This window comes from Pedobacter ginsengisoli, assembly GCF_030244015.1.
GTDB classification, from domain to species: Bacteria; Bacteroidota; Bacteroidia; order Sphingobacteriales; family Sphingobacteriaceae; genus Pedobacter; species Pedobacter ginsengisoli.
Map to the genome: position 1 here is coordinate 1,379,478 of NZ_JASSYX010000001.1, position 24,005 is coordinate 1,403,482.

General features: G+C 45.5%; 21 protein-coding genes. 12 read left to right on the plus strand and 9 right to left on the minus strand.

Annotated features, from left to right (window positions below; all coding sequences use genetic code 11):
* Positions 1–44 precede the first annotated feature (44 nt).
* Positions 45–635, minus strand: coding sequence for an HPP family protein (locus QEP08_RS05950; RefSeq protein ID WP_285056565.1), 591 nt, complete (start codon positions 633–635; stop codon positions 45–47).
* Positions 636–722: 87 nt separating this feature from the next.
* Between QEP08_RS05950 and QEP08_RS05955 the strand changes: the two genes are divergently transcribed.
* The 7 genes from QEP08_RS05955 to QEP08_RS05985 all read left to right on the plus strand — a co-directional run bounded on the left by QEP08_RS05955 (position 723) and on the right by QEP08_RS05985 (position 10,820).
* Positions 723–1,304, plus strand: a complete 582-nt coding sequence (locus tag QEP08_RS05955) for a PhnA domain-containing protein (protein WP_285056566.1) — start codon at positions 723–725, stop codon at positions 1,302–1,304.
* 57 nt (positions 1,305–1,361) lie between these two features.
* Positions 1,362–1,832, plus strand: coding sequence for a (2Fe-2S)-binding protein (locus QEP08_RS05960; RefSeq protein WP_285056567.1), 471 nt, complete (start codon positions 1,362–1,364; stop codon positions 1,830–1,832).
* A gap of 4 nt (positions 1,833–1,836) precedes the next feature.
* The gene (locus QEP08_RS05965; protein ID WP_285056568.1) at positions 1,837–4,020 is read left to right on the plus strand and encodes a molybdopterin cofactor-binding domain-containing protein; all 2,184 of its coding nucleotides are present in this window, start codon (positions 1,837–1,839) and stop codon (positions 4,018–4,020) included.
* Between the two features lie 278 nt (positions 4,021–4,298).
* Positions 4,299–6,758, plus strand: coding sequence for a patatin-like phospholipase family protein (locus QEP08_RS05970; protein ID WP_285056569.1), 2,460 nt, complete (start codon positions 4,299–4,301; stop codon positions 6,756–6,758).
* 29 nt (positions 6,759–6,787) lie between these two features.
* Complete coding sequence (locus QEP08_RS05975) at positions 6,788–7,108, plus strand: hypothetical protein (protein ID WP_285056570.1); 321 nt, start codon at positions 6,788–6,790, stop codon at positions 7,106–7,108.
* Between the two features lie 65 nt (positions 7,109–7,173).
* Positions 7,174–7,413, plus strand: a complete 240-nt coding sequence (locus QEP08_RS05980; RefSeq protein ID WP_285056571.1) for a hypothetical protein — start codon at positions 7,174–7,176, stop codon at positions 7,411–7,413.
* A gap of 116 nt (positions 7,414–7,529) precedes the next feature.
* Positions 7,530–10,820, plus strand: a complete 3,291-nt coding sequence (locus tag QEP08_RS05985) for a glycosyl hydrolase (protein WP_285056572.1) — start codon at positions 7,530–7,532, stop codon at positions 10,818–10,820.
* On the opposite strand, the gene QEP08_RS05990 is transcribed toward QEP08_RS05985, so the two are convergent.
* From QEP08_RS05990 to QEP08_RS06020, 7 genes are all read right to left on the minus strand, one after another.
* Positions 10,817–11,353, minus strand: a complete 537-nt coding sequence (locus QEP08_RS05990; RefSeq protein WP_285056573.1) for a hypothetical protein — start codon at positions 11,351–11,353, stop codon at positions 10,817–10,819. The two genes, QEP08_RS05985 and QEP08_RS05990, sit on opposite strands and share 4 nt — an antisense overlap.
* A gap of 39 nt (positions 11,354–11,392) precedes the next feature.
* Complete coding sequence (locus tag QEP08_RS05995; RefSeq protein ID WP_285056574.1) at positions 11,393–11,965, minus strand: D-sedoheptulose-7-phosphate isomerase; 573 nt, start codon at positions 11,963–11,965, stop codon at positions 11,393–11,395.
* Positions 11,962–12,909, minus strand: a complete 948-nt coding sequence (locus QEP08_RS06000; protein WP_285056575.1) for an ROK family protein — start codon at positions 12,907–12,909, stop codon at positions 11,962–11,964. The genes QEP08_RS05995 and QEP08_RS06000 overlap by 4 nt, the downstream gene beginning before the upstream one ends.
* Before the next feature lie 76 nt (positions 12,910–12,985).
* Positions 12,986–13,492, minus strand: coding sequence for a GNAT family N-acetyltransferase (locus QEP08_RS06005; protein ID WP_285056576.1), 507 nt, complete (start codon positions 13,490–13,492; stop codon positions 12,986–12,988).
* A 246-nt stretch (positions 13,493–13,738) separates the two neighbouring features.
* On the minus strand, positions 13,739–14,923 hold the full coding sequence (locus QEP08_RS06010; protein ID WP_285056577.1) for a hypothetical protein: 1,185 nt from the start codon (positions 14,921–14,923) through the stop codon (positions 13,739–13,741).
* Complete coding sequence (locus QEP08_RS06015) at positions 14,920–15,528, minus strand: YceI family protein (protein ID WP_285056578.1); 609 nt, start codon at positions 15,526–15,528, stop codon at positions 14,920–14,922. Before QEP08_RS06015 ends, QEP08_RS06010 begins: the two co-directional genes overlap by 4 nt.
* A 40-nt stretch (positions 15,529–15,568) precedes the next feature.
* Positions 15,569–16,447 (minus strand): AraC family transcriptional regulator, encoded by an 879-nt coding sequence (locus QEP08_RS06020; RefSeq protein WP_285056579.1) that lies wholly within the window; start codon positions 16,445–16,447, stop codon positions 15,569–15,571.
* A gap of 156 nt (positions 16,448–16,603) precedes the next feature.
* On the opposite strand from QEP08_RS06020, the gene QEP08_RS06025 reads away from it, so the two are divergent.
* The 3 genes from QEP08_RS06025 to QEP08_RS06035 are packed head-to-tail and all read left to right on the plus strand — an operon-like array spanning position 16,604 to position 19,538.
* The gene (locus QEP08_RS06025; protein ID WP_285056580.1) at positions 16,604–17,665 is read left to right on the plus strand and encodes a sensor histidine kinase; all 1,062 of its coding nucleotides are present in this window, start codon (positions 16,604–16,606) and stop codon (positions 17,663–17,665) included.
* The gene (locus QEP08_RS06030; protein ID WP_285056581.1) at positions 17,662–18,387 is read left to right on the plus strand and encodes a LytR/AlgR family response regulator transcription factor; all 726 of its coding nucleotides are present in this window, start codon (positions 17,662–17,664) and stop codon (positions 18,385–18,387) included. Before QEP08_RS06025 ends, QEP08_RS06030 begins: the two co-directional genes overlap by 4 nt.
* Positions 18,384–19,538, plus strand: a complete 1,155-nt coding sequence (locus QEP08_RS06035; protein WP_285056582.1) for a hypothetical protein — start codon at positions 18,384–18,386, stop codon at positions 19,536–19,538. Before QEP08_RS06030 ends, QEP08_RS06035 begins: the two co-directional genes overlap by 4 nt.
* 11 nt (positions 19,539–19,549) lie before the next feature.
* Here QEP08_RS06035 and QEP08_RS06040 read toward each other — a convergent pair whose 3' ends face one another.
* Positions 19,550–20,413, minus strand: a complete 864-nt coding sequence (locus QEP08_RS06040) for a DUF808 domain-containing protein (protein ID WP_285056583.1) — start codon at positions 20,411–20,413, stop codon at positions 19,550–19,552.
* Between the two features lie 224 nt (positions 20,414–20,637).
* Between QEP08_RS06040 and QEP08_RS06045 the strand changes: the two genes are divergently transcribed.
* Positions 20,638–21,783, plus strand: a complete 1,146-nt coding sequence (locus QEP08_RS06045; RefSeq protein WP_285056584.1) for a serine protease — start codon at positions 20,638–20,640, stop codon at positions 21,781–21,783.
* Between the two features lie 125 nt (positions 21,784–21,908).
* Positions 21,909–23,999 carry a PAS domain S-box protein gene (locus QEP08_RS06050; protein ID WP_285056585.1) on the plus strand — a complete coding sequence of 697 codons (2,091 nt, stop codon included), beginning with the start codon at positions 21,909–21,911 and terminating at the stop codon, positions 23,997–23,999.
* Positions 24,000–24,005 lie beyond the last annotated feature (6 nt).

The window sequence follows — 24,005 nt, forward strand, 5'->3', positions numbered from 1 at the left end:
CTCATTGTCAATCTTGCTTAGCCAAATGATTCAGCACCGAACCTTCATACCTGCCGCCTGTATGTCCGTTTCCAGATCATGTACCAGGATTTATTCCTTGGATAGCTGCGATGTGAGGTAGCATTGTTGCAAATCATAGCGACCAGGAACAAAATCATCACTCCTGTAAGCACCGGACTCAATATATAGAAATATCCAAGTGCCTGAATTTTGGCTGAGCCAATATTGGCAATGAGTGCAGTAGCACCTCCTGGGGGATGCAGCGTTTTCGTAATTTGCATGAGCACAATGGCGATCGACACAGACAGCGCCGATGTTAGCCACACTTCGCCAGGAATCAGCTTGTTAACAGTTACTCCGACGAAAGCACATACCAGGTGGCCGCCTATGAGGTTACGCGGCTGTGACAACGGACTGTTTATGGCACCATAGACCAGTACGGAAGAAGCCCCAAATGATCCGATCAGAAAAAGATTGTCAAATGCAGTAAGGTGATAGCTATTTAAAAAGCCGATGATACCAATGCCAAGAAAAGTACCTATAAATGTCCAAAGGTGCTCTTTGAAATCGATAAGTGTCTCCTTATACATGATATATCTGGCCTTCCGGACATGCCGTCTGATTCTCTTTTTCATGGATGGGCACAAAAATAGTATAATCCGCCAAAACTTCGATGCGATGCGCAATTTGTTTGTATATTCGCCGCCATTACCAAATACGATATGAAACTGGAAGAACATCTGTTTAATAGAAGTGACAGCAAATGTGAATTGTGCACATCAACGGACAGCCTTAGTGTTTATGAGGTGCCACCTAAAACACAAAACACTGCTGAAGAGTGTGTGCTTGTGTGTAGTAAATGTTTGGCGCAAATCGAGAAGAAAGAAACGCTGGACAATAAGCATTGGGCCTGCCTGAATGCAAGCATGTGGAGTGAAGTTCCCGGGGTACAAGTGCTAAGCTGGCGAATGTTAAACAGGCTCAGACATGAGAGTTGGGCTATCGATAATCTAGATATGATGTACTTGGATGATGATATGCTCTCCTGGGCTAAAGCTACAGGCGACCATGAGAACGACTCTGCAGTAGAATTTCACAAAGACGCCAATAATAATATATTGGAAAATGGAGATACAGTGGTACTGGTGAAAACGTTGGACGTCAAGGGCTCAAGCCTGAGCGCCAAACTAGGTACAGTAGTAAAAAATATTAAGCTTGTTGATGACAATAAGGAACAGATTGAAGGCAGGATAGAGGGACAGCTGATTGTAATCCTAACTAAGTATGTCCGTAAACAAAGTTAGTAATTGAACAAACGCTACCGGAAAAATTCTTAAATTGAGAAAGATTTTATCCTTATCATGAGCGTTATTGTATTGACTGTAAATGGCAGGAAGCACCGCCTGAATATCGATCCTGCAACACCATTGTTGTATGTACTTCGTAACCAGCTAGCCTTAAACGGCCCCAAATTTGGCTGCGGCATGCAGCAGTGTGGCGCCTGTATGGTGCTGATTGACGGCAAAGCGCAGTACAGCTGCACGATGCCAGTTTCTCTGGTGGAGAAAAAGTCAGTCATTACATTAGAAGGACTTGCATCAGCAGAAGATGTACTTCATCCGGTACAGCAAAGTTTTCTTGATGAACAAGCGGCCCAATGCGGATATTGTCTGAATGGTATGGTCATTTCGGCGGTTAGTTTACTCAATACTTCCACACATTTGGATGATCTGACCATTAGAAAAGGAATGCAGCATGTGCTTTGCCGCTGCGGTTCCCAGGCAAGGGTATTGCGTGCAATAAAACGTGCTGCAAGTGCTTCAGATAAATAATACGATGAAGACAAGCAGAAGGAATTTCATCAAATCGGCCGGAAGCCTTACAGTTTTGTTTTCATTAGACCATACCGGTTTACTGGCTTCCGTAACGGCGGGCCAAGATCCTGAATTGCCCGGTATTTTACGGCGTACTCCAGCTGTAAGCGCATGGCTTGAAGTGTTGGCTGACGGATCGGTACGTGTATTCACAGGTAAAGTGGAGCAGGGCCAGGGTTTGTGTGGTGCAATTGCCCAGGTTACAGCAGAAGAGCTTGACTTGAAAGTTAGCCAGGTAGAAGTGGTCATCGCTGATACGCGCCGTACCCCCAATGAAGGTTTTACAGGTGCGAGCTCGTCTACGGAAAACAGTGTATTGTCGGTCAGATATGCCGCTGCTGCAGCGCGCCGCGAACTAATGGATCTTGCAGCTGTGGCTTTGGGCGTTCCATCAGAGACCCTGAAAATGCTCGATGGCAAAATACTTCAAAAATCCGGCGGACATCCGCTCTCTTTTTTTGAATTGCTTGATGGCAGAAAATTAAAGTCTGAAGTCCGTTTGCCGCTTCATTTAAAACCGAAGGAGCAATACCGTATATCCGGGAAAGCTGTTCCGCGGGAAGATTTTAAACGTATGATCATCGGCGGAGAAATGTATATTCAGGATTTGCGCTTTCCTGGAATGGTGCATGCGCGCACGGTCAGTCCACCGGCTTACGATGCCAGACTCCTGAGTTTTGACGAGACCGGGCTCCGCAAAGCAGTCCCTGTTCTTAAAACGATAAGAGATGGAAGTTTCCTGGCAGTAATTTGTGAGGATGAATTTCAAGCTGTGAAAGCACAGCGCCATCTTGCCCAGCAGGTTAAATGGTCGGTATTGCAACACAAATCGACAAGCCTGCCGGTACCAGAACTCCTGAAAAGTCTCACCGTAGCATCAAGTAAAGTCAAGACTGCTCCAGTACCCTTTCCAGAAGGGATTCCAGCCATAAGATCCTCTTATTATAAACCATACGTGATGCATGGCGCAATCGCTCCATCCTGTGCTGTGGCGCGATACGCAGATGGCTTGTTAGAAATATGGACTCATAGTCAGGGGGCCTATCCACTGCGGGATACGATCAGTGACCTGCTCAAAATCCCTGCTGCTCAAATTCAGGTAACCTGCTTACGCGGTTCCGGTTGTTATGGTCACAATGGCGCTGATGACGCAGCTGCTGAAGCTGCTCTGATCGCAATGGCCTTTCCTGGCAGGCATGTGCGTTTACAATGGTCACGCGAACAGGAGCATGCCTGGGAACCTTACGGCACGGCGATGTACATGGAACTGGAAGCCATTTTGGAAAAGAACGGCAGGATCTCCCACTTCCGAAATTCTATATGGTCCGATACACATTATATCCGGGGCAATCCGGGATATTTGAATGTAGCTGTTTTAAGGGATGCTCCATTTGAGCGGAAGAAAAACCCGTCAGGATCCGGTGGTTACAGAAATGCCGATTTGTATTACACTGTGCAAAATCAAACTGTGACCGCCAATTTCTTCAACGGACCCTTGCGCACCTCAAATCTCAGGAGCCTTGGTTCTTACGCCAACCTCTTTGCAGTGGAGTCTTTTATGGACGAGTTGTCAGATCATGCTAAAATCGAACCTTTTGACTTTAGAATCATGCACCTTGAGGACCAAAGGGCCATCGAAGTACTGGACAAATTAAAACACAAAGTAGCCGGGCTTCCCAAGCAGAAAAATACGGGAATGGGCATTGCGTTTTGCAGGTATAAAAACAGTGCGGCATACATTGCTGTAGCGGCACAAGTAAAAGTGCATCCTTCGACTTTTAAAATCACGCTCATAAAACTATGGGCTGTAATTGATGCCGGAGAAATTATCAGTCCTGATAGTGTGGTTAACCAGATTGAAGGTGGCATGATACAGGCAGCCAGCTGGACGCTGTTCGAAAAAGTTGGATTCGAGCAGCAGACCGTACAAAGCCGCACCTGGACAAGTTATCCGATCATTCGTTTTAATGACGTACCAGAGGTAGAGGTTGAAATCATTTCACGTCCGAATGAAAAATTGCAGGGGGTTGGAGAAATCGCAATGTGCGTAACCCCCGGGGCAATTGTAAATGCCATCGCCATCGCCTGCGGACAGCGAATCAGGAATTTGCCTGTGGGTGATCAACTAAGCATAAAAAACCGGTAAAATATAAGCTGATGAAAAGAGTATTAAAATTACTTCAACAGCAGCGGCCCTTTCAGAGAAATTAGAAGTCTACAATCTAAAAGTGATCTCGCTTAGAAAACTAATGCTGCTATATTTTAACTTATAGTGTAGTAATGTAAATTTTAATTATATTTATATACCTTCTAACTAGATTATATGTACCTAAAATCGCTTCGCACTCCAGATTCCGGTTTCCTCCAACTGAGTTGAGGGTATCCGACAGACAAATCAGCTATCGAAGCTTAAAAACCCCTATTATGAGTAAAACACTAAAACTTGGTTTTGCAATGGGAGGTGGCGTTTCACTCGGAACGTTTTCCGGAGCAGCTTTGTCTGAAACAATTAAACAGGCAGTATTACATGCAGGTTATTATAGCAATGATACTGGAGAAGAGATTTTCCATGAATATGACAAGGTGATTATTGATGTATTTGCCGGTGCCAGCGCCGGTTCGATGTCTCTTGCCATTATGTTAAGAGGCCTGGCTCATCAAACGCCTGAAGAAAGAATAAAGGCCGAGAACATATTAAGGAGCGATCCTGCAATCAATTTTGATACCTTGAGCCCCGGGAAAAAGAAGGACCTGATCGTAGCTCAGGTTGTTCAAAACCTACAGGAAGACATCTGGATCAATGAGATCAATATAGAAAAATTGCTCGGCACCACGCTCAATGACCAGGAGAACCTGGCCTATGAAGGCGGAATACTTAGAAGGGGTGCTCTTGAAGAAATTGCAAAAAAGTATTTCGATCTTAAAGAAGCTTACAATTCAAATTTTGAGGATAAGAGACTGTTGTCAGATGAGATAGTATTTGGAAGTTCATTATCCAATCTTACGGGGTTAAAGACAGACAGCAGGGGCGGAAAAGATTTCAATAATGATAATTTTGCCGCTTCAGCAGATGCCTTTACTTCAATATGCCATAAAGAGTTTCGTGTGTTTCATTTGTTTTTTAATTCTCAAAAAAGCAGAGATGTTAAAAAGAATCCGGAGGTCTATCCGGGCAAATGGATCCGTTACCACAATGGAGATAAAAAGAGTGGGTTTTTTGGTGATCTTCGTACTGCGCCGGCGTGGTCGCGCATAGTCGCTACCTCCATTGCCTGTGGAGCTTTTCCGTTCGCATTCGAGCCCGTTGTTCTTGAACGTTTCAAATTTGAATTTAATGAATGGCCGGCAGAATTAGAGGATGCAAAGTTATGTGAAAGAGCGACAGGGAGACCGGATCAGTTGTCATACCCATTCACTTATATGGACGGCGGTACATTTAATAATGAGCCGGTTAGAGAGGCCTTTAGAATGGCAGCTTTTTTAGACGCAAAGGATAAGTCGGATAATTTTGACCGCTTAATTGTTTTTGTTGATCCTAGTGTGGGTGCTGAAACCATAGACTTCAGGGTTCCTGTTCACAAGGAATTTAGTATGAAGAAGCCTAGAAATATTCTTGGAAATATTGATGGCTATGACCTCATCAGAAAGTCGACGCTTGATCGTTTGGCCGGACACTTTGGAACAATTCTGACCATGATCATAAATGAAAGCCGGGTCAATGAAAATGATAAAATAGCCTACATTTCAGAGTTATTCGATAGTAAAGGCTCCTATAATGACCTGCTGTCAAGTCTTATCGAACAAACGGACGATGTCATTCCACTGGTGGAGCGCATAGCTAAAATCCTTGAACAGATGATCGATCTTGAAAAGGTCAATGAACTTTTGCCGCAAGGAGCATTGACACTTGCCGGGGAACTGAGACGGGTTGTTAATGAAAATCAAGGTCAATTTGCCGGATTGGAAACAAAAATAGACTCCTTTGAAGAAAACGGCATTCAGGCAGTTTTGTCGAATGACCACTTGTTGTTAAAGGCGATGTTTGTGGTCTTTGTAGACCGGCTGCTCAATCTTACGGGAAAAAGCAAACAGACCAAAATTATGGCAATAGCGCCTACTGTTATAATAGATGGTGTTGAGAAAGTTCAGAAGCTACCTGGTGACTACCTGATGGCATTTGCAGGCTTTACTTCTAAATTGCCAAACGTATACGCAGCTAATTTGGCCAGACACTGCACTGCAAGACTGATGAAAAAACTAAAAGTACTTAAAGCGGACTCGCAAATTCCACCATATGAAGATTGGAAGGGTCAAAAGCCCTATGTTGAAGAGTATAGGAGCAAGTTGTTGCTTATCCGTTCGAGAATTGAAAACCTTTTCACACGCTCAAAAATTATTGATATTTTTCCCGGCGTTGACAGCATAATTTTAAACGGGCTGAGCAAAGCCGTCAAGAATGCTTTAGACGATATCGACCTGTTTGACGATCCTTTTTGGTCGTTTCTTTTCAAAATTGAAGTCGATTCCAAAAATATGGAGATCGACGGGACGGGCTCCTTTAACGATACCGCGCCGCAGAAAATTGACGGCAGGCTTTTTCTGATTACCGAACTGTATTACTTCTATGGAGAAAATATCAGATGGGAAGGAGTAAATGTTCAGGACGGTATGATCGTCGTCAATAAGGATGGGTTTTTCTCTGACAGAAAGTTTTGCAAATTGCTGCTTCCTGACAAATCCGAAATTGAAATAGCCAATAAGATGCCGAACCCAATATTTGAATACGCTAAACTGACAGATGCAGACGCAGGAAAAGATCTGCCCGCCAGCGGATGGGTGCTGAAACCGGGGGTGAGGCGTATTGACGAAGATTTATTGGTGTAAATAACTAAAAAAAGTATCTTTATCCCATTATGGGTTACGCAAAAGAAAGAGCAAAGCTGGAAAAACTGCTGAAAAAGCTGGACGTTATACATACGTTTGATGAGAAAAATATGGCAGTACTGCAGGACGTTCATGAAAACTATTCGCACACAGTCAGAATATTGAAGAACAAAGCACCTGAATTGTTCCTTTCTCTTTATCAAAATGAATTGCAGGCAGTGAAAGATGGCAGAAAAGCGGTTAAGGAAAGCATAGACGAGGAACCCAGACAAACCAATTTTATCGCCTATAAAGAAGCGATCATCAAAGCATTGGAAGATACGATCAACGTTACGAACGAGACGGTTTAGAATCAGGGTATATTCTTTATTGCAGTAAAATTTCTTAATTTGTTTATCTCAAATTAAATTATTGTATGACTGCAAATGTGCTCTTAAGAATCATAATCCCTTTTGTGTTTGCTTTTTCATTTCTTAAGCCGGATCAGGTATCGGGACAAACACCAATAGTGCTATCGGATTCCATTGCGAAAAAGGTAGATGCTTTGTTTAAGAAATGGGACACTCCCAACAGTCCCGGTTGTGTCATAGGAATCTCGGGGTTTGAAGTTAATGACGGGAGGATCATGCATTTGCGGTTTGATAAAATAGACTAGCAGGAAGACCAGCTGCTAAAGGTAACTCCTGACAGTACAGGACGGTTTCACAATAACTTTTAGGTAACTTGGGTTGATGTAAACCAAATGTATAACCTGTAATACCAAGCTCCTGCGTGAAATACAATAACTCATCTGTCTCTTTTTTTCTGGGAATCTTTCTATCGTTCAGCTATATAGTTTCTTCGACTGCCCAGGTAGCGAAGGTTCCTTTCGTACCCTCCCAACAGGAAATTAACCGGCCGTTTGGCAAGCATGACGCGGCATCTTTTCTCAAGCCACCAAAAGTGTATCATCCGGAAACATGGTTTCACTACATTGGCGGCAATGTCTCAAAAGAAGGGATCACCAGAGACCTTGAAGCAATCGCAAAGGCTGGTATTTCCGGGATCCAACTGTTTCACGGTCAGTTTGGCGGTCCATGGCCTGGCGTCACGCCTCAGATTGCAAGCCTGAGCGAGAACTGGGACGATGCGGTGAAGCATACTGCACAGGAATGCCTTCGTTTAGGCCTCAGGTTCTCCATGAACGCCTGCCCGGGATGGGCAACTTCGGGTGGTCCCTGGATCACACCCGAAAATGCGATGCGTACCCTGACCTGGAACCGTACAGATGTTGCGGGTGGTAAACTGATCAGTCAGGTCCTTTCCGTTCCGGAACCCCATTCGGAGGATTGGCGTGATTATCATGACATTACTGTTTTGGCTTTTCCAACGCCGCTTGGCGATACAGGTCAACCCCTTGTTCCTCAATCGATACAAAGCAACGTCAATGTAGACTGGCAACCATATCTGGCCGGGCGGGCCCGCGAGCCCATCCGTCTGTCTCCGGCAGCACCAGATAAGCCTTATTGGGTAGAAGTGAGTTTCGCTGAGGACGTGATGCTGCGCAGCGTTGAATTTCCTAGTATTAACGGAGCAAATCATGCCCAGAACTTTGAGCCGGGTATCAAGATCGCTGTTCAGGCGGTTATGCCTGATGGCAAGCTGCGTGATATTGTACGTGCAGATATGCCTCGGGCGAGCTGGCAGGACGACAGGCCGATCACATTTGCCTGCTCAGAATTGCCCGGCGTGAAAAAATACCGCATATCAATCAATAATAAACATGACATGGCTTTCGCTTCTCTGCGGCTGTTTTCTGCAGCAAGGAAGAACAGCTGGGAATCTGAAGCAGCCTGGACCCTGCGCAGCCTGGAGCGTACGGCACAGCATCCAAAACAATCTGCTGCGGCCTTTATTGCACCTGGACAGGTGCTTGATCTTTCAGATAAAATGAATAAGGACGGTCAGTTGAACTGGCAGGCGCCGAAAGGCAACTGGACCATACTACGTCTCGGACATGTAAATTCCGGTAAGAAGAACGGCCCCGCACCGGCAGAAGGGACTGGCTGGGAGGCCAATAAACTCGCAGCCTCAGGGGCTGATGCACAATTTGCCGGCTATCTTGGACGACTTTCCGGGCCAAACGGGCCATTGGCGGGCGGCTTGCTGAATGGTGTGCTGATCGACAGCTGGGAGTGCCATACGCAAAGCTGGACCACAAATATGGAAGCAGAATTTCAGCACCTGGCCAACTACTCTCTACACAAATGGATGCCGGCCCTGCTTGGTTATGTGGTACAGGACCACGAAACTACTGCGCGGTTCCTGACCGACTGGAGAAAGACCCTGAACGACTTGGTTACCAACAATTTTTACGGACGTATGGCAAGCCTTGCACGTAAAAACGGGCTGTCCGTTACTTATGAAACCGCCGCAGGTGACGTCATTCCGGCCGATATCATGGAATACTTCAAGTATGCTGACGTGCCCATGTGCGAGTTCTGGCAACCGCTGTCCGATAACTTTGTGGGCTCTCTCAACTTTAAGCCAATTAAACCAACTGCATCAGCAGCAAGACTTTATGGAAAGCCACGCGTCGCGGCGGAAGCTTTTACCTCTTTTGCGCTGACCTGGGACGAACATTTCGAAATGCTGAAGGAAGTAGCAAATGTCAACAGCATCCAGGGGGTCAGCCATTATGTATTCCATACCTATACACACAATCCTCAAACACCTTTTCTTCCGCCAGGGACCTCCTTTGGCTCAGGTATAGGTACGCCATTTCTGAGAGGTCAGACCTGGTGGCGGTACATGCCCGATTTTACAGATTACCTCGCGCGCTGCACTTATATGCTGGAAAGGGGAAAGCCAGTATCAGACGTGCTGTGGTACCTGGGCGATGAGATTAATCATAAACCTGATCAGAAAGCCGCCTTTCCGGCGGGTTTTAAATACGACTACTGTAACCCGGATGTATTGCTAAACCGGCTTAAAGTAGAAAATGGTCTGCTGGTAACTCCTGAAGGGATTTCTTATCGTGTCCTTTGGCTGCCGGATGTACCCCGTATGTTGCCCCATACACTGGAAAAGATCCATGAACTGGTAAAGTCCGGTGCGACCATTGTGGGCAATGCCCCCCTTGGCCTTGCTACATTGTCTGGCGGAGAGGCATCAAAACGCCGTTTTGATGTTGCGGTGAAAGCACTTTGGGGCGGAACAACAGCAGGAGTGAAAAAGCTGGGCAAAGGGCTTGTAGTTTCAGGAAAAACACTTGACCAGGCATTGGTGGCCCTCAAACTTAAACCTGATGTGCTTGGCGGTAATGCCCTATGGGTACACAGAAAAAGCGAAGGGGCAGACTGGTATTTTATCACTGCACCTAAAGGAAGCGGTTTTGACGGTGAGCTCAGTTTTCGTGCGAGCGGGCAAGCTGAACTTTGGGATCCGGTTACAGGAACATCCAGTCCCACAGAATACCGGCAGGAGGGTGGACGCAGTATTGTTAAGCTCAGTTTGCTCAAAGCAGGCTCCTGTTTCGTGGTTTTCAGGAGAGATAAAAGCCCGGAAGCACTAGTGAAATCCGCTGTTCCTAAAGTGGTCTCTGCTATTCCTGTTGCCGGACCCTGGACCTTAAAATTCCCTGCCGGATGGGGGACGCCGGAAAGCCTGCAGCTGACAGAACTCAAAGCCTGGAAAGAACTGGATAGGTCCGCTGAGGGCAAAGCATTCTCAGGAACCGCAACTTATACCACGACATTTAACCTGGATAAAGTACAAGACGACAGGGAATATATACTCGATCTTGGAAGGGTAGATATGGCGACCCGCGTTACCGTAAATGGTAAAGAGGCGGGCAGGTTATGGGTACCGCCGTACCGCATCAAACTGGGGGAGCTGCTCCGGACAGGACAAAATACCCTGACAATAGAAGTTACCAGTACCTGGTTCAACCGCCTTGTTTACGATGCCGGACAGCTGGTAGAAAAACGTAAGACCTGGACTATTTCAGGACCGGATAAAAATGAAGCCCTGAGGGAATCAGGATTGTTCGGACCGGTAAAACTGGAGCTTATCAATCGTTAAAATCCGGGTTCCCCGGGTTTCCTTATAAAATCAATGGTGATGCCGGTAAAACAGTCGTCCTGGCAACCATCCGGTACGAATCCGCATGAAGAGATCATGCCATTGTTTTTCGTTTCAAAATAGAAGTCGGCATCACTTCTTTTTTTCAGCCAAACGGTTTTGGCGCGGTCATATATTTCATCAAGCGTTAAAGCAGCTGCGCCCATCTCATGGCTGTTCAGCGTGCTTTGGTCTTCTATCCATTCTTCATGAATGGTTACCGCCGCAGAAGGGGGCTGGCTGGTTGATCTGGCGGTATAACTTCGGCTTGTTATCTTTCCATTGGTCACAGTGATCATGGTAAAGGTCTGGAAATTCGTCCACGATGATGTGCTGACCTGGTAGGTGTAAGAATTGCCTGATGTGGCTTTGAAGTTCAGCCAGGCTTTATAACTTTTATCAAAGTCACTTTTGTGTTCTATTTTATCTTTTTTGCAGGCGGTAAACAATGTCGCCGTCAGGAGCAGCGCTGAGAAGAAGTTAATTGCTTTCATATTTGTTTTTTAGGATAAACGAATGAGAAGCAATATTCGCTACAAATGGTGCAAATTTTCCATCTCCATAAACACATAGCAGACCATATGGCAAATGTGCATATGGCAATCTTCCACCCGGCCGTAATGTCCCGAGTCTACAATAATTGCCTGATCGGCGATTTCGGCAAGCTTTCCCTTATTTTTGCCTAAAAGTGCCACTGTGAATATGTTGTTCTCCCTGCACCACTCAATGGCTCTGACGAGGTTTGATGAATTGCCGCTGACACTCATCACCATCACCAGGTCTCCCGGCCGTGCATAATTTTGCAGCTGACGGATAAAAATATCATCATAACAATAGTCATTGCCAATGGCAGTGACCCAATTGGTATTGTCATTCAAGGAAAGACAGCGAAACCGCCGGTAGGTCTTGTCAGATGCCCCCTTACCGAGATCAGTGATCATATGAGAAGCATTGGCCGCACTGCCGCCATTGCCAAATACAAAGATCTGGCGGTCTTCCTGTAAGGCGTTTTTAAAATGGCCGACCAGCTTTTCCACTTCATCAAGCGGTATGGATTCAAGTGCTGATCTCTGCTCCGTCACATAATCTGTTAAAAAGGTTCTCATGATGTATAAGTGTGTTGTTTTAAAGCAAGTCTTGCAAGTTCAACTGCGCCCGCAGGAACTACATCCTCCCCAAGTTTTGCAATCTCAACCGGAGGAGCAGGTAAAAAAGAATGCATCAGGTAACCCGGCAGCGCAGACACCAGTGGTGCACGCAAGCCTTCTCCCAGCAAGGACAATCCTCCGCCGATCACTATCACCTCAGGATGTAAAAGATGGACGAGATGGGAGAGTGCATAGGCCAGATCGTCTGCGATTTCCCTTACGATTTGTTGTGCTGCCGGATCCTGCTGTGCCAGTGCAGGCCCGAGTAAGCTTGCTCCGGGGACATTCCCTGCTTTTGACAGCACTGACAAAAGACTGCCGGGATTGGTGTTTATATACCGGATTACTTTTTCGTTTACCGCCCATCCCGAACACCGGGATTCCAGCGTACTGCCATTTTTATCGAGCCTCAGGTGCCCGATCTCGAGCTCGCCAGGCGCCATGCCATGGTAGATCTTTCCGTCTGCAAACATTCCGCCACCTATTCCGCTTCCCAGGGTCATGTAGAAGAGCTTGGCGTATTTCATGCCCCAGCCATAGACACCCTCGCCTAATGCGGCTGTATTGGCATCGTTGTCTATGAACACAGGCTTGTCTGTCAGTTCCTCCAGCCAGTTTTTTAAATTGAAGCTTTCCCAGCCTTGTACCTGGTTGGAGACCCTGATTGTTCCGCTTGCCCAGTCTACCGGCCCGCCAAACCCGACCCCAATGGCAGCAATGTCCCTCAGCTGGTCTTGCCATTCCTGAAAGCACTGTGATATATCTGCCCGGATGCCAGCGGCGCCCGCTGAAGGATCAATTGTATAGCGTCTTCGCGCTTCAATGATACCATCAGTGCCGCCTATGACCAGCTGCAGTTTTGTGCCGCCGATTTCAATGCCCATGAATTGTTCAGCCGCCATAGGGTGCCAGTTTCATAACAGTTTAAGATTTGGTTAACCCAATATACTTAAATGTTTGAATAGCAGTGCAATAAATTTACCTCAATGATTTTTCAAATGCCATCCGGGCACTGTCCCTGAAAAATACCTCGCCGCAATAAGTGTAGCCCGCTTTTTTCAGGATATTCAGCATGGCTGCATTGTCAAAATTGGTGTCGGCTTTGATGCTTTGCACCTGGTTTTCCCGGGCAAATTCCTCTATATGCTTTAGCATTTTGCCGGATAGCCCTTTTCCCAGGTAATCTTCTGAAACCGCAACCCTGTGGAACACAACATAATCGCCTGTTGTCAGCCATTTTCCCTCTATTGTTTCATAGGCGGGTTCGTCATTGATCATGATTGCCAGATATCCTGCAATAGTATTTCCATCTGTTATTACAAAACCAGCATCACAGGTAATGTCCTTTTCAATCACCGCAGGATTTGGATATCCATCCTGCCACTGCTCACTTCCGTCTTCTTTTCTCCGCTGAATGGCCTTTTGCAGAATGGCCCAGATCTGTGGCAAATCTGCTGAAGTTGCTTTTCTAAAGGTGTATTCCATAGCAGGCAAAGTTGAGAAAAAAACTCCGGACGCTTTGCCGCACCGGCAATTTAATCTTGCCGCTTTCTGAAAATACCGGGGGCTGCAAGTGCCATACATTGGTGCGGTCTGCCGCATACTGATTCTATACCTGCTGCGAAGCTTCTGCGCTAAAAGTGCCTTTTATCGCGGCAGGAGCACAGATGGACCGCAGAAAGTACGCAGAATAGCGCAGCAAATATAATTCAAGACAGAAAAATCAGGTACTTAATCGAAAACAGCAATCTTGGTTATAAACGAACGTCGTGCTTCCTTGTTTTCCAGCTTTTCCATTTTCTGGTTTTTCCAGTAACAGGCCAATCCGCCTTGTTCCCCGGAAATATATACATTATTTCCTTTGGTATTCAGCATTGTGGCTGATCCGTAAGTTACGCCGCTTTTTACAGGCAGGTCAAATTTTTCGGTTTCGAGCTTGCCCGTATTGGAGTTTATTTTAAGGGTGACATATGCGCATTTATTGCTGGAGTTTTCATAATAAGGTAAATACACAGTGTTTTTTGCATAGGCTCCCTGATTGATATGAAAGTTGACTTCTGGTAATTCCGCCTGGTACCTGGTTACCGTATGGCTCACTGTATTGATCACGAAATAGAATAAACCAGTGACCGGTGTCCCTTCCTTTTTACAGGCCACGATAGCAATAAGGTTGTCTTCGTCTTTTGCAAAGACGTTTTCAACATCTATATAGATATAACCAGGAATCTGCAGCTTATAGTCCTGAATCCATTTGTCTTCTCTGAATACTTCCAGAAAAGTCGTTTTCGTATCAGGACTTAAGGATTTTGAAACGAACAGCCCTTTGCTGGTGCCGCAATACCAGGCATAGCCATTTCCATTTGGCGTCTGGGCCAGCGGGTGGTATGTAGGTTTGCCGTCGGCGCCGGAAACTTTGTAATAATAGGACCGCGCACGCTGCCCGGGGACGGTTCCCAGCGCTATAATGTAGGTATCCCCGTTATACGTCGTGCTGCCTTGCGACCATTCCACATAGCGTGGATCGAGGTCACGCCCGGTTGATTCGGCAAAAGGCTTGCTCACTTGCAGGAACTGGCACAGGCGGGAACCTTTGCCATCTTTTACTTCATTACCATAAAAGTCTATCCCGCGCGCGATCCCGCCAGGAGAAACTACGGCACGCTCATAAAAGCCCGTTACGATCAGACCACTATGCCTATAGGATACGATTGATGTGTCCCTTGTGCCTGCCTGCCATTTGGTAACTACGTAATAGGAGTCAGTCACCTGAGTTTGCCCAAATAACATCGGATCATTCACAGGTTCGATCACTTCCTGTTGCGAAGGTTTTTTATCCTTGTCCTTTTTGCAGGCCGTTAATAGACAAGATGCTGCGAAAAGCAATATGGTTATTTTATTTATCTCTTTCTTTATCATTTTGTTGCTGCCTTTATATTAAGTTTTATTTCAACATCTGGTAAGATGTATAGCGGTTTCGAGGGGTCATTGAAGCTGGTCATACCCCAGGTCAGGCGATTGAGCTTAAAAGCGGCCGTGGTTTGCAGACTGTCGGGGCTCAATGTGATCCTGGCGGGAAAGCTGAGCGGATGTGTCTGTCCAATCATTGAAAAATCACCTGTTATGCGGTAATTGTTGCCCGCTGCTCTTGCGGTATCCGTTTCACTGAGTGCGGTTACGTTTTTTAAATTGAATACCGCGTCTGGATAAATGACCGCGTTAAAGAAATCCGGATTTTGCAAATGGTCCAGTAGCTGAACTTTCAGTGAATCGGGCAGGTCATAATTGCTGATGCTGGCGATCGGAATGGTGAAGGTCCCGCCGGTGACGATGCCATTCGCTGCAATGGCCTCTCCGTATACACGGAATGCGCCGGTATGAAAATGGTCTGTGGCTGAACCCTTCCATTCCAGCAGAGAGGTATTTCTGTCAATACTAAAGTGTGCCTTGTCATTGTTATCTTTACTGCAGGCAGCAAAATTGGCTATAAACACCATAGCCATAGCGATGTTCTTAAATTTCATGATTTTATTTTTGATGAATACTCTGCGGCAAAGATCCCGTTCAGGCGGCGGATGTCTTTGTAAAAATCCGACATTCCGACATTTTAAAACATTTTCCCGCCGCGACCAGGTATTCACCGGGAGAGCCTGATCTGATGGCCGAGGGACTTATTCCTGTAAACTGTTTGAAGTCTTTTGAAAAATGGGCCGGATCAAAGTATCCGAGTTCATAACCCAATAAAGAGAGTTGCTGGCCCGGATTGTTTTCCAGTGCATGCAGTGCAGTATTCAGGCGCATGAATTTACCGATATCCTTTGGCGAAATACCCACGCGTGAGCGAAAAACCCGTTCCACTTGCCTTGCACTAATGCCCAGGGGGCGCTCCAGGTCTGAGACCTTCAAATTGCCTCCTGTATGCAGGAGCTGTTTTAAGGTATATTCCACATAGCTGGCTTGATTGTCAACAGGCAACAGACGTTTTTCAAAGAAACTGTTTAGTATCTTACACCTGGCCGAGTCGTTTTCAGCTTCGTATAGCTTTTCATTGACGAGCTGCGGATCAGCCGACCAGATGTTTTCCAGGCCTATACTTGCCTGATCTGTAAAGTCTGCAAGAGGAGCAGCCATAAACTGTTGTATACCGCCCGTTTTAAATTGAACTTTTGCCAGTCTGGTATGGCCTGAAAACTTTAGCCATAGCGGTCTGGTCAGTTGCCCAACTAAGAAAGTGTCAAGCGTAGTTTGCATACCCGCCTTGGCACCTATAGTGCTGTATTGGTGCTTGTCACCATAAATGAAAAGCGCAGAGACCTGTCCAAAAGGGATCAGTCTCCATAATGGGGAGATCTGATGGAATTCTTGCCAGGCAATATCTACAAACATGTAATTGTCAATGAAAGGCTTCAGTTGTACTGAAGGAGAAAAGGAATTTACGTGCATAAACCCAAAGCAACACAAACCCATGAAAAAAGTGAAAAGGCATCGACATACGGCAGTTTCTGTCGCCAGAAAACATTGAACAACATGCCAGAGCTAAACTGCGACTGTTTATATTTGCATCATGATACCGGAAATTAAATTAAGGATACGTTTTAAATGAAAGATACGTTGATCGGACATGCTGTGTTCTGGCTGCTTGCCGCCGGTGTGCTGACACTCATTTATGGCACAGCCTTTGGCAGTTTTGATTTGGGCTGGCGTGTCATTGCGATGTTGCTTCCGGTACACATGGCCTATTTCTATGCGATATCCTACTGGGTATTGCCAAATTTTTTTTTCAGACGGCAATACGTGATCACAGGCTTTGCAATGATTCTTTGCGTACTAGGAGCGACTGTAGTGTACCGGCTGAATGAAATATTGATTTCCGATCCGTTTATCTATCATTATTACAAGAAAAACGACCCCGGATTTAGCTGGAGCAAATTAGAGGGCAGTATATGGGAGCAGTTGCGGCGCCCGGTTGATTTGGTCAATGCCGCAGAGCGCAGCAATGTGATTGTCTGGCTGGGTGTCGCATTGCAATTTGTAAAACTGTGGTACGAACGGAGGCAGGCAGCACTGCAAGCCGAACTGAATTTTTTGAAAAGTCAGATCCATCCGCACTTTCTTTTCAATACGCTCAATAACCTCTACAGCCTATCTCTTAATGAATCCAAACAGGCACCAGGTGTCATTATGGAGCTGTCACATATCCTGCGTTATATGCTCTATGAATGTAAAGCAGACTTGGTGCCGCTTGTCCGTGATATTGAGATATTGCAAGACTACATCTCGCTGGAAAAGATCAGGTATGAAGAGCGGCTGGACCTCAATATAAATATTACAGGTGCGCTCGGTGAGCTTAAAGTAGCCCCCTTATTGTTGCTTCCACTGGTAGAAAATGCTTTTAAACATGGCGCGAGTGAAACAGTGGAAGGCGCCTGGATCAATATTGATCTGGCTGTGTCTGGCCATCAGTTAAAATTTAAAGTATCAAACGGAAAACCCGAGATTCAACCGGCGGATGAGAGACCGGACAAGATCGGACTGGCCAATATCCGTAAAAGACTCGAGCTGCTGTATCCTGGAAAATACCATTTTGAAGTCTGGAACGAAAAAGAAGTGTTTATCGCCGAACTGGACCTGGACATGCAGGCACATAAAAATAAATCATGAGTATCCGGATCCTGATAGTTGATGATGAACCGCACGCGATAGCCGTAATCGAAAATTATGCTAAGCAGGTAACCGGGTTGACAATCGCAGGGACTTGCCGCAATGCTTTCGAGGCTATCCGGCAATTGGAGGAAGACCAGGTTGATCTGATGTTTCTTGATATCAAAATGCCTGGAATGCAAGGCACAGAACTGTTGAAAGGCCTGAAGGACCCGCCACTGGTGATCTTTACCACAGCGTATGAAATGTATGCAGCACAGGGATTCGAGCTTGATGCGGTGGATTACCTGATGAAGCCGATCTCCCGCGGACGTTTCCTGCGTGCTGTAGAAAAGGCGATCACTATTCGCCGCGGACAGGCAGCTCCCTTGCCTGATGCTTTTAGAACCTCGTTAACTGTACCTACCATAGAAAAACACCTGTATATCAGGGTGGAGCGGCGCACGGTCAAATTAAAGACAGCTGATATTCTCTGGATTGAAAGCGTAAAGGACTACATCAGGATAACTCTTGTAGACAAAGTACTGGTGACCAAGCAAAAAATCAGTGTGATAGAAAAATTGCTTCCTTCCGGGGACTTTTTGCGGATCCACCGTTCTTTTATTGTACCATTGTCCAGGATAGAAGCCTATCATCCCAATCATCTGCGCATTGGAGAAAAAGAACTGCCGGTTGGGAGAAACTATAAACAGGATTTGCTCAAACTATTCTCTCATTTATGAAAAAACTATTTTTACTCCCGCTTTTGCTGATCATGTCCGTATGGAACGCCCGGTCTCAAAAAGCAAATACACCGGACAGCCTTCCCGACTCCATTTTTTCAGGAAAACAAGGTAAAATGCATATTCAGGGCATTGCAATGGATAGGGTAAACGGTTATGTGTACTTTTCCTTTACAGACCGGCTCGTTAAAACTGACCTTTCCGGTAAACTAATCGGAAGTGTAAGCGGTTTTGTCGGACATCTTGGTGATCTGGATTTCAATACTGATGATGGAAGAATCTATGGTTCTCTGGAATATAAGAATGATGCCATTGGCAAAGGGATCAGGAAATCACTGGGTGTAGAGAATAGCAATGAAAATGGATTTTATATTGCCATATTTGATGGTTCAAAAATCGTACGTCCTGATATGAACGCAGAGAAAGAGGAACTGCTCCGTACAGTTTACATCAGGGAAGCAGTAAAAGATTATGAAGACAGTGTAAGGGTTAGCGGGATACCTAAAGCCCATCGGTTTGCATGTTCAGGGATAGACGGAGTCTCATTTGCCCCTGCCTTTGGCAATAGTAAAACCAGTAGGAAATACCTCTATGTAGCATATGGTGTCTACGGTGATACCGCCAGGAGTGATAATGACCACCAGGTGCTACTGAAATACGATGTCGCAGACTGGGACAAATATGAGAAAAAGCTATCGCAGGGCCAGTTGCATCAGTCAGGTCCTGAAAGACCTGCAGAAAAATACTTTGTTAAGACAGGAAACACCCGCTACGGCATTCAGAATCTGGGCTATGATCCTCATACCGGGAATCTATTTGCTGCTGTGTACCGGGGCGCCAAAATCGAGTTTCCAAATTACGACCTGTTCGTTATCGATGTGCATAAGAAACCTGTAACAGGCGAAATTGAATCAGACAGCAAAAAGATAAAGGTCAAAATACTTTCTCTGCTGCAGGCAGGTTCAGATGATGGCAAAACAGGCATCAGAGGTTGGCATTTTAAATGGGGTGCGACGGGTCTGTGTCCTTTAGGTGATGGATTGTTTTATATTTCGCATAATGCAAAAGATAATGCCGGAAAGGAGCAAAGTACGGTCCATAAATATAAATGGGTTGGGGATAGTCAGGATTCATTTGTCCTGGTCAAATAAACTAATAAGGCTTACTTCAAAAATGATATGCCTGCTTTTCCTATCTTAACAATTCCCACTGTTGCGAGCCCGGCAGCGATACCCATCGCCAACTCCTTTATTGTCGGAATTACGTTTGGCCACAGGTGGTGCAAGAATTCGATATTGTGCACAAAAATCCCCCCTGAAACTAAAATCAGCGCTATAGTCCCAACAACACTTAATATCCTGATAATAACAGGCAGCGATTTCACAAGTAAATGACCCAAGCCCGCAACAACGCCTTTATCTCCGGAGCTTTTGATCAATTGGTATCCCGCATCATCCATTCTAACAATAATGGCAACTATGCCATAAACCCCTACGGTTGCCAGTAAAGCAACAACAGAAACCGTTAAAATTTGTAATGTCATATTTTCTTCTAAAACAGATCCGAGTGCAATAATTACGATTTCCACAGAAAGAATAAAATCAGTTGTGATCGCAGATTTGACCTTTGCCTTTTCTGCATCAGCACCATCTTGTTTAATCTCTGCGACCACCTCATGGCCTGTCTTCGGACGATGAAAAAAGTATTCGATTATTTTTTCAACTCCTTCATAAGCGAGATAAAGCCCTCCCAGAATTAAGGCAATCTTAATTGCAACCGGAAGAAACGCATTTAACAACAACGCTATCGGCACAATAATAATTTTATTGACCAGGGAGCCTTTGGTAATTGCCCAGAGCACCGGTAATTCCCTTGAGGATAGAAAACCAGTGGCCTTTTCCGCATTCACCGCTAAGTCATCACCCAAAATGCCTGCAGTTTTTTTTGTCGCAATCTTAGCCGTCACCGCGACGTCATCCATTAAAGCAGTTATATCATCTAAAATCGCAAAAAAACCCGAAGCCATATTTATCTCAATTAGTAATCCCCCAAAATATCTTTTTAAAACCTGATTTTGAAAGAAAGATAGTAATATTTTTTCCAGGGAATGGTGCTAATGACCAGACCTGGGGTATCAACCTATTTGAAGAGGACAAGGCCTGTACATTTTACACTTTTTACATTTCTTTTTACACCATTGCCGATGTGTCAACATCTCATGCTGCCTAGCTTTGTATAAACCGCATTACTATGAGAATACCAAATGTAATATTTCATTTTCTGACGTTCCTTTCTGTGACGGGATTTGCCCAGGTCAAGGAGAGCTGGATCAGAAAACCCATTTCAGAATGGCCGAAAATCGCACTGATCAACGAGGTGCAATTCAAGAACGGCGACCGTTATATCGACCCGTCTTTTAAATACGCTGGCACTGGCTTCCTCATAGATAATGGCCGGGACACGCTGGCTGCCACCGCCAAACATATCCTATGGATAGCCAAAAACAAACAAGGTAAAGGCACCGAAATCAACACAGCACTCAAAAAATGGATCATGAGGCCCAAAGGTGATTCCAAAGATTCCGCAATCATTGACAGGTTGCTCAACGAGGATCCAAATGAGCAGCTGGAGGGAAAAGGATCAACAGTACAGGACCGCGACTGGATTGTTTTTAGTGTAAAGCAAAACAGTTCTGGTTTATATCCGCTAAAGCCCAGATATTCGCCGGTCAAGCCAGGAGAAAAGGTCTACATTCTCAGCTGTGCATATGACGATAGCCTGTGTACGGTTCATCAAGGAAAAATCTACCAAAAGCTAGGCATGGATATCTTGATCAAGCGGGATATGAAGGCCCACAAAGGTGGTTGCAGCGGTTCACCTGTGATTGATGCCAATGGATATCTGATTGGTGTGATCAGCGGGAGCACAGGTTCTATAGCTGGTAATGTTTCTGTGGCCATTTCTACAGAATACCTGCAGGATGTACTTGGCAAGAAGATGAAACTCAATGAACCTAAAAAAGACTATGGTGAATTGATCTACGGTAAAGTACTTACAGAAGGAACTGCAGCGGCCATAAAACTATACAAGGCACTAGTTAAAGACCCAAACAATTACTACCTGTACAATTTGCGTAGCCCGAACCGTAACGGTCTGAGGGAGACAGCCGAAAGGCTCGTGGAATCCGGACGCAGTGCCGAGGCTGTGACCATCATGAAATTTAACAATAATATCGGTTTCCGTTTTTATGAAAACTATAATTTACTCGCAAAGGCAGAGCTTGCCAGTGGCAACAAGGTTGGTGCCATTAAAGCCTATCGGGCCTCAATTAAAGCCAATAATGACAAAGAAAATCAAGCTTATGCAGAACTGAGAAGACTGGTAAATAAGCCTTGATCAACACAAATAACCGATAGAAGCCTAAAGCATATGCTTCAGCGGGCCTGCAAATAGAGTTTTAAGAATCTTTTGCGAACTTTATTAGTAATACTTGTTATATTATATATTTATATTATAACACTATGGTAAACTCGCGAACGAATGCACCCTCCGGTCAGACGGCCAAAGATGAGCTGGACTTTCGAAAATTGTTCGAATGCAGTTATGCCGGGGTTACGCTGTTAGATAAAGATCTCCAGGTGATTTACCGTAGCCCGTCAGCAGAACGTATCACTGGCTGGAACACAATGGAAATAAAAAAACAAGCACCGGAATCACTGATACATCCGGATGACCGGTCTTCATTTGCTCAATTGGTCGCTGATGCGCTCGCCAAACCCGGTAAAGCGATTACGGAAACGTTCCGGGCAAAGCATCATCATGGTCATTATATCTGGTTGAAATGTACGTTTAACAACTTATTGAGCGAACCAGGCATTGGCGCTATTGTAGTCAGTTTTGCCGAAGACCCTCAAGGAATGGATGTCCGGGACCAACAGATGTTTGAGCAGGTCCGGCTGTTAATTGACAGGGCACCTGATATCATTAGTATCATGGGAACCGACCGCTATTTTAAAAAAGTAAATCCAGCGATGACGAAGCTGCTGGGATTTACAGAAGAAGAACTGCTTGCAATGCCCCTCGATTTGCTGGTACATCCGGACGATTTAGCAGCCAGCCAGGCACGTACAAAGGCTTTTATCCAGGGCGGGGATCAGACAATGTATTTCGAGAACCGTTTTGTAAGCAAAAGTGGTAAAGGTATATGGCTTTCCTGGACTGTAACCCGGTCTGCAGAAGAAGGAATTATGTTCTGTGTCGGAAAAAATATCTCTGATAAAAAAGAAATGGAGATTCTCCTCAATAAAGTAAATGCTTTAGCCAGGATTGGAGGCTGGGAAGTAGACCTTATCAATGGTACAGCTTATTGGTCACCGATAACGAAGGAAATTTATGAAGTCCCCGAAACGTTTATTCCAAGCGCTGACAACTGGTTGTCCTTTTACCGGGAGGGGCATGACCGAAACTTCATAGGCCGAAAAATGGCAGATGTGATCGCGACGGGAAGGCCATGTGATATAGAAGTAGAGATGTTGACTGCGCGCGGCAACATACGGTGGGTACGTGCAATTGCGGAAGCAGAGTTTGTGGACGGGCAATGTGCCCGGGTTTATGGAAGCTTCCAGGATATTGACAGCCGGAAGAAAGCTGAACTGGCAGCCGTTGCTGCACTGCAGGAGCGGGATAAAATCCTGGAAAGTATTGGTGATGGCTTTTTTGCCGTTGACCACGACTGGATCGTTACCTATTGGAACGTAGCTGCGGAGCGGGTTATCGGTATGAGCCGGGAGGAAATGCTGGGCGAATATTTCTGGGATAAATATCCCGAGGCTATAGAACTCGAGTTCTACCGGCAGTATAAAAAAGCTATGGAGACCGGGAAAGCTGTACACTTTGAAGATTACTACCCGCAGATGGATAGCTGGTTCAGTGTCAGCGCATATCCATCGGAAAACGGATTGTCGGTTTTTTTCAGAGATGTTACCCAGGGCAAACGGGCAACACAGGCACTGGCAGAATCTGAAAAGCGATATAGTGACTTGTTTCAATTGAGTCCGCAACCTATGTTTGTTTATGAAATGAGCACCCTGCGTTACCTCGATGTAAATCTTGCTGCCGTTGAACAATATGGCTATAGCCGCGATGAGTTTCTATCCATGACCATCCTGGACATTCGGCCACCGGAAGATATACCGCTTGTGCAGAAGACTGTGAACGAACAGTGGAACGAACCCAAAGTAAAGCTGGAAGGCATTTTCCAGCATCGTAAAAAAAATGGTGAAGTTATCCGGGTAGATATCCACAGCAACATAATCATCTATCATGGCGTGCAATGTAAAGTTGTACTCGCCCATGATGTCACCGAACGTGTGCGTTATGTTGAAGCCATTGAGATCCAGAACGAAAAACTCCGGGAAATATCCTGGATGCAATCGCATGTCATCCGTGCACCGCTTTCAAGGATCATGGGACTCTTGCCCTTGCTGACCGCTGATGATCCGGAGCAGCAGCAGATACATGATTTTCTTATTTCCTCGGCAAATGATCTGGATGAAACCATCCGCAATATCACAAACGTGACCAAAGTTGTGCCTTTTAAACATAACGATTAAAATAGC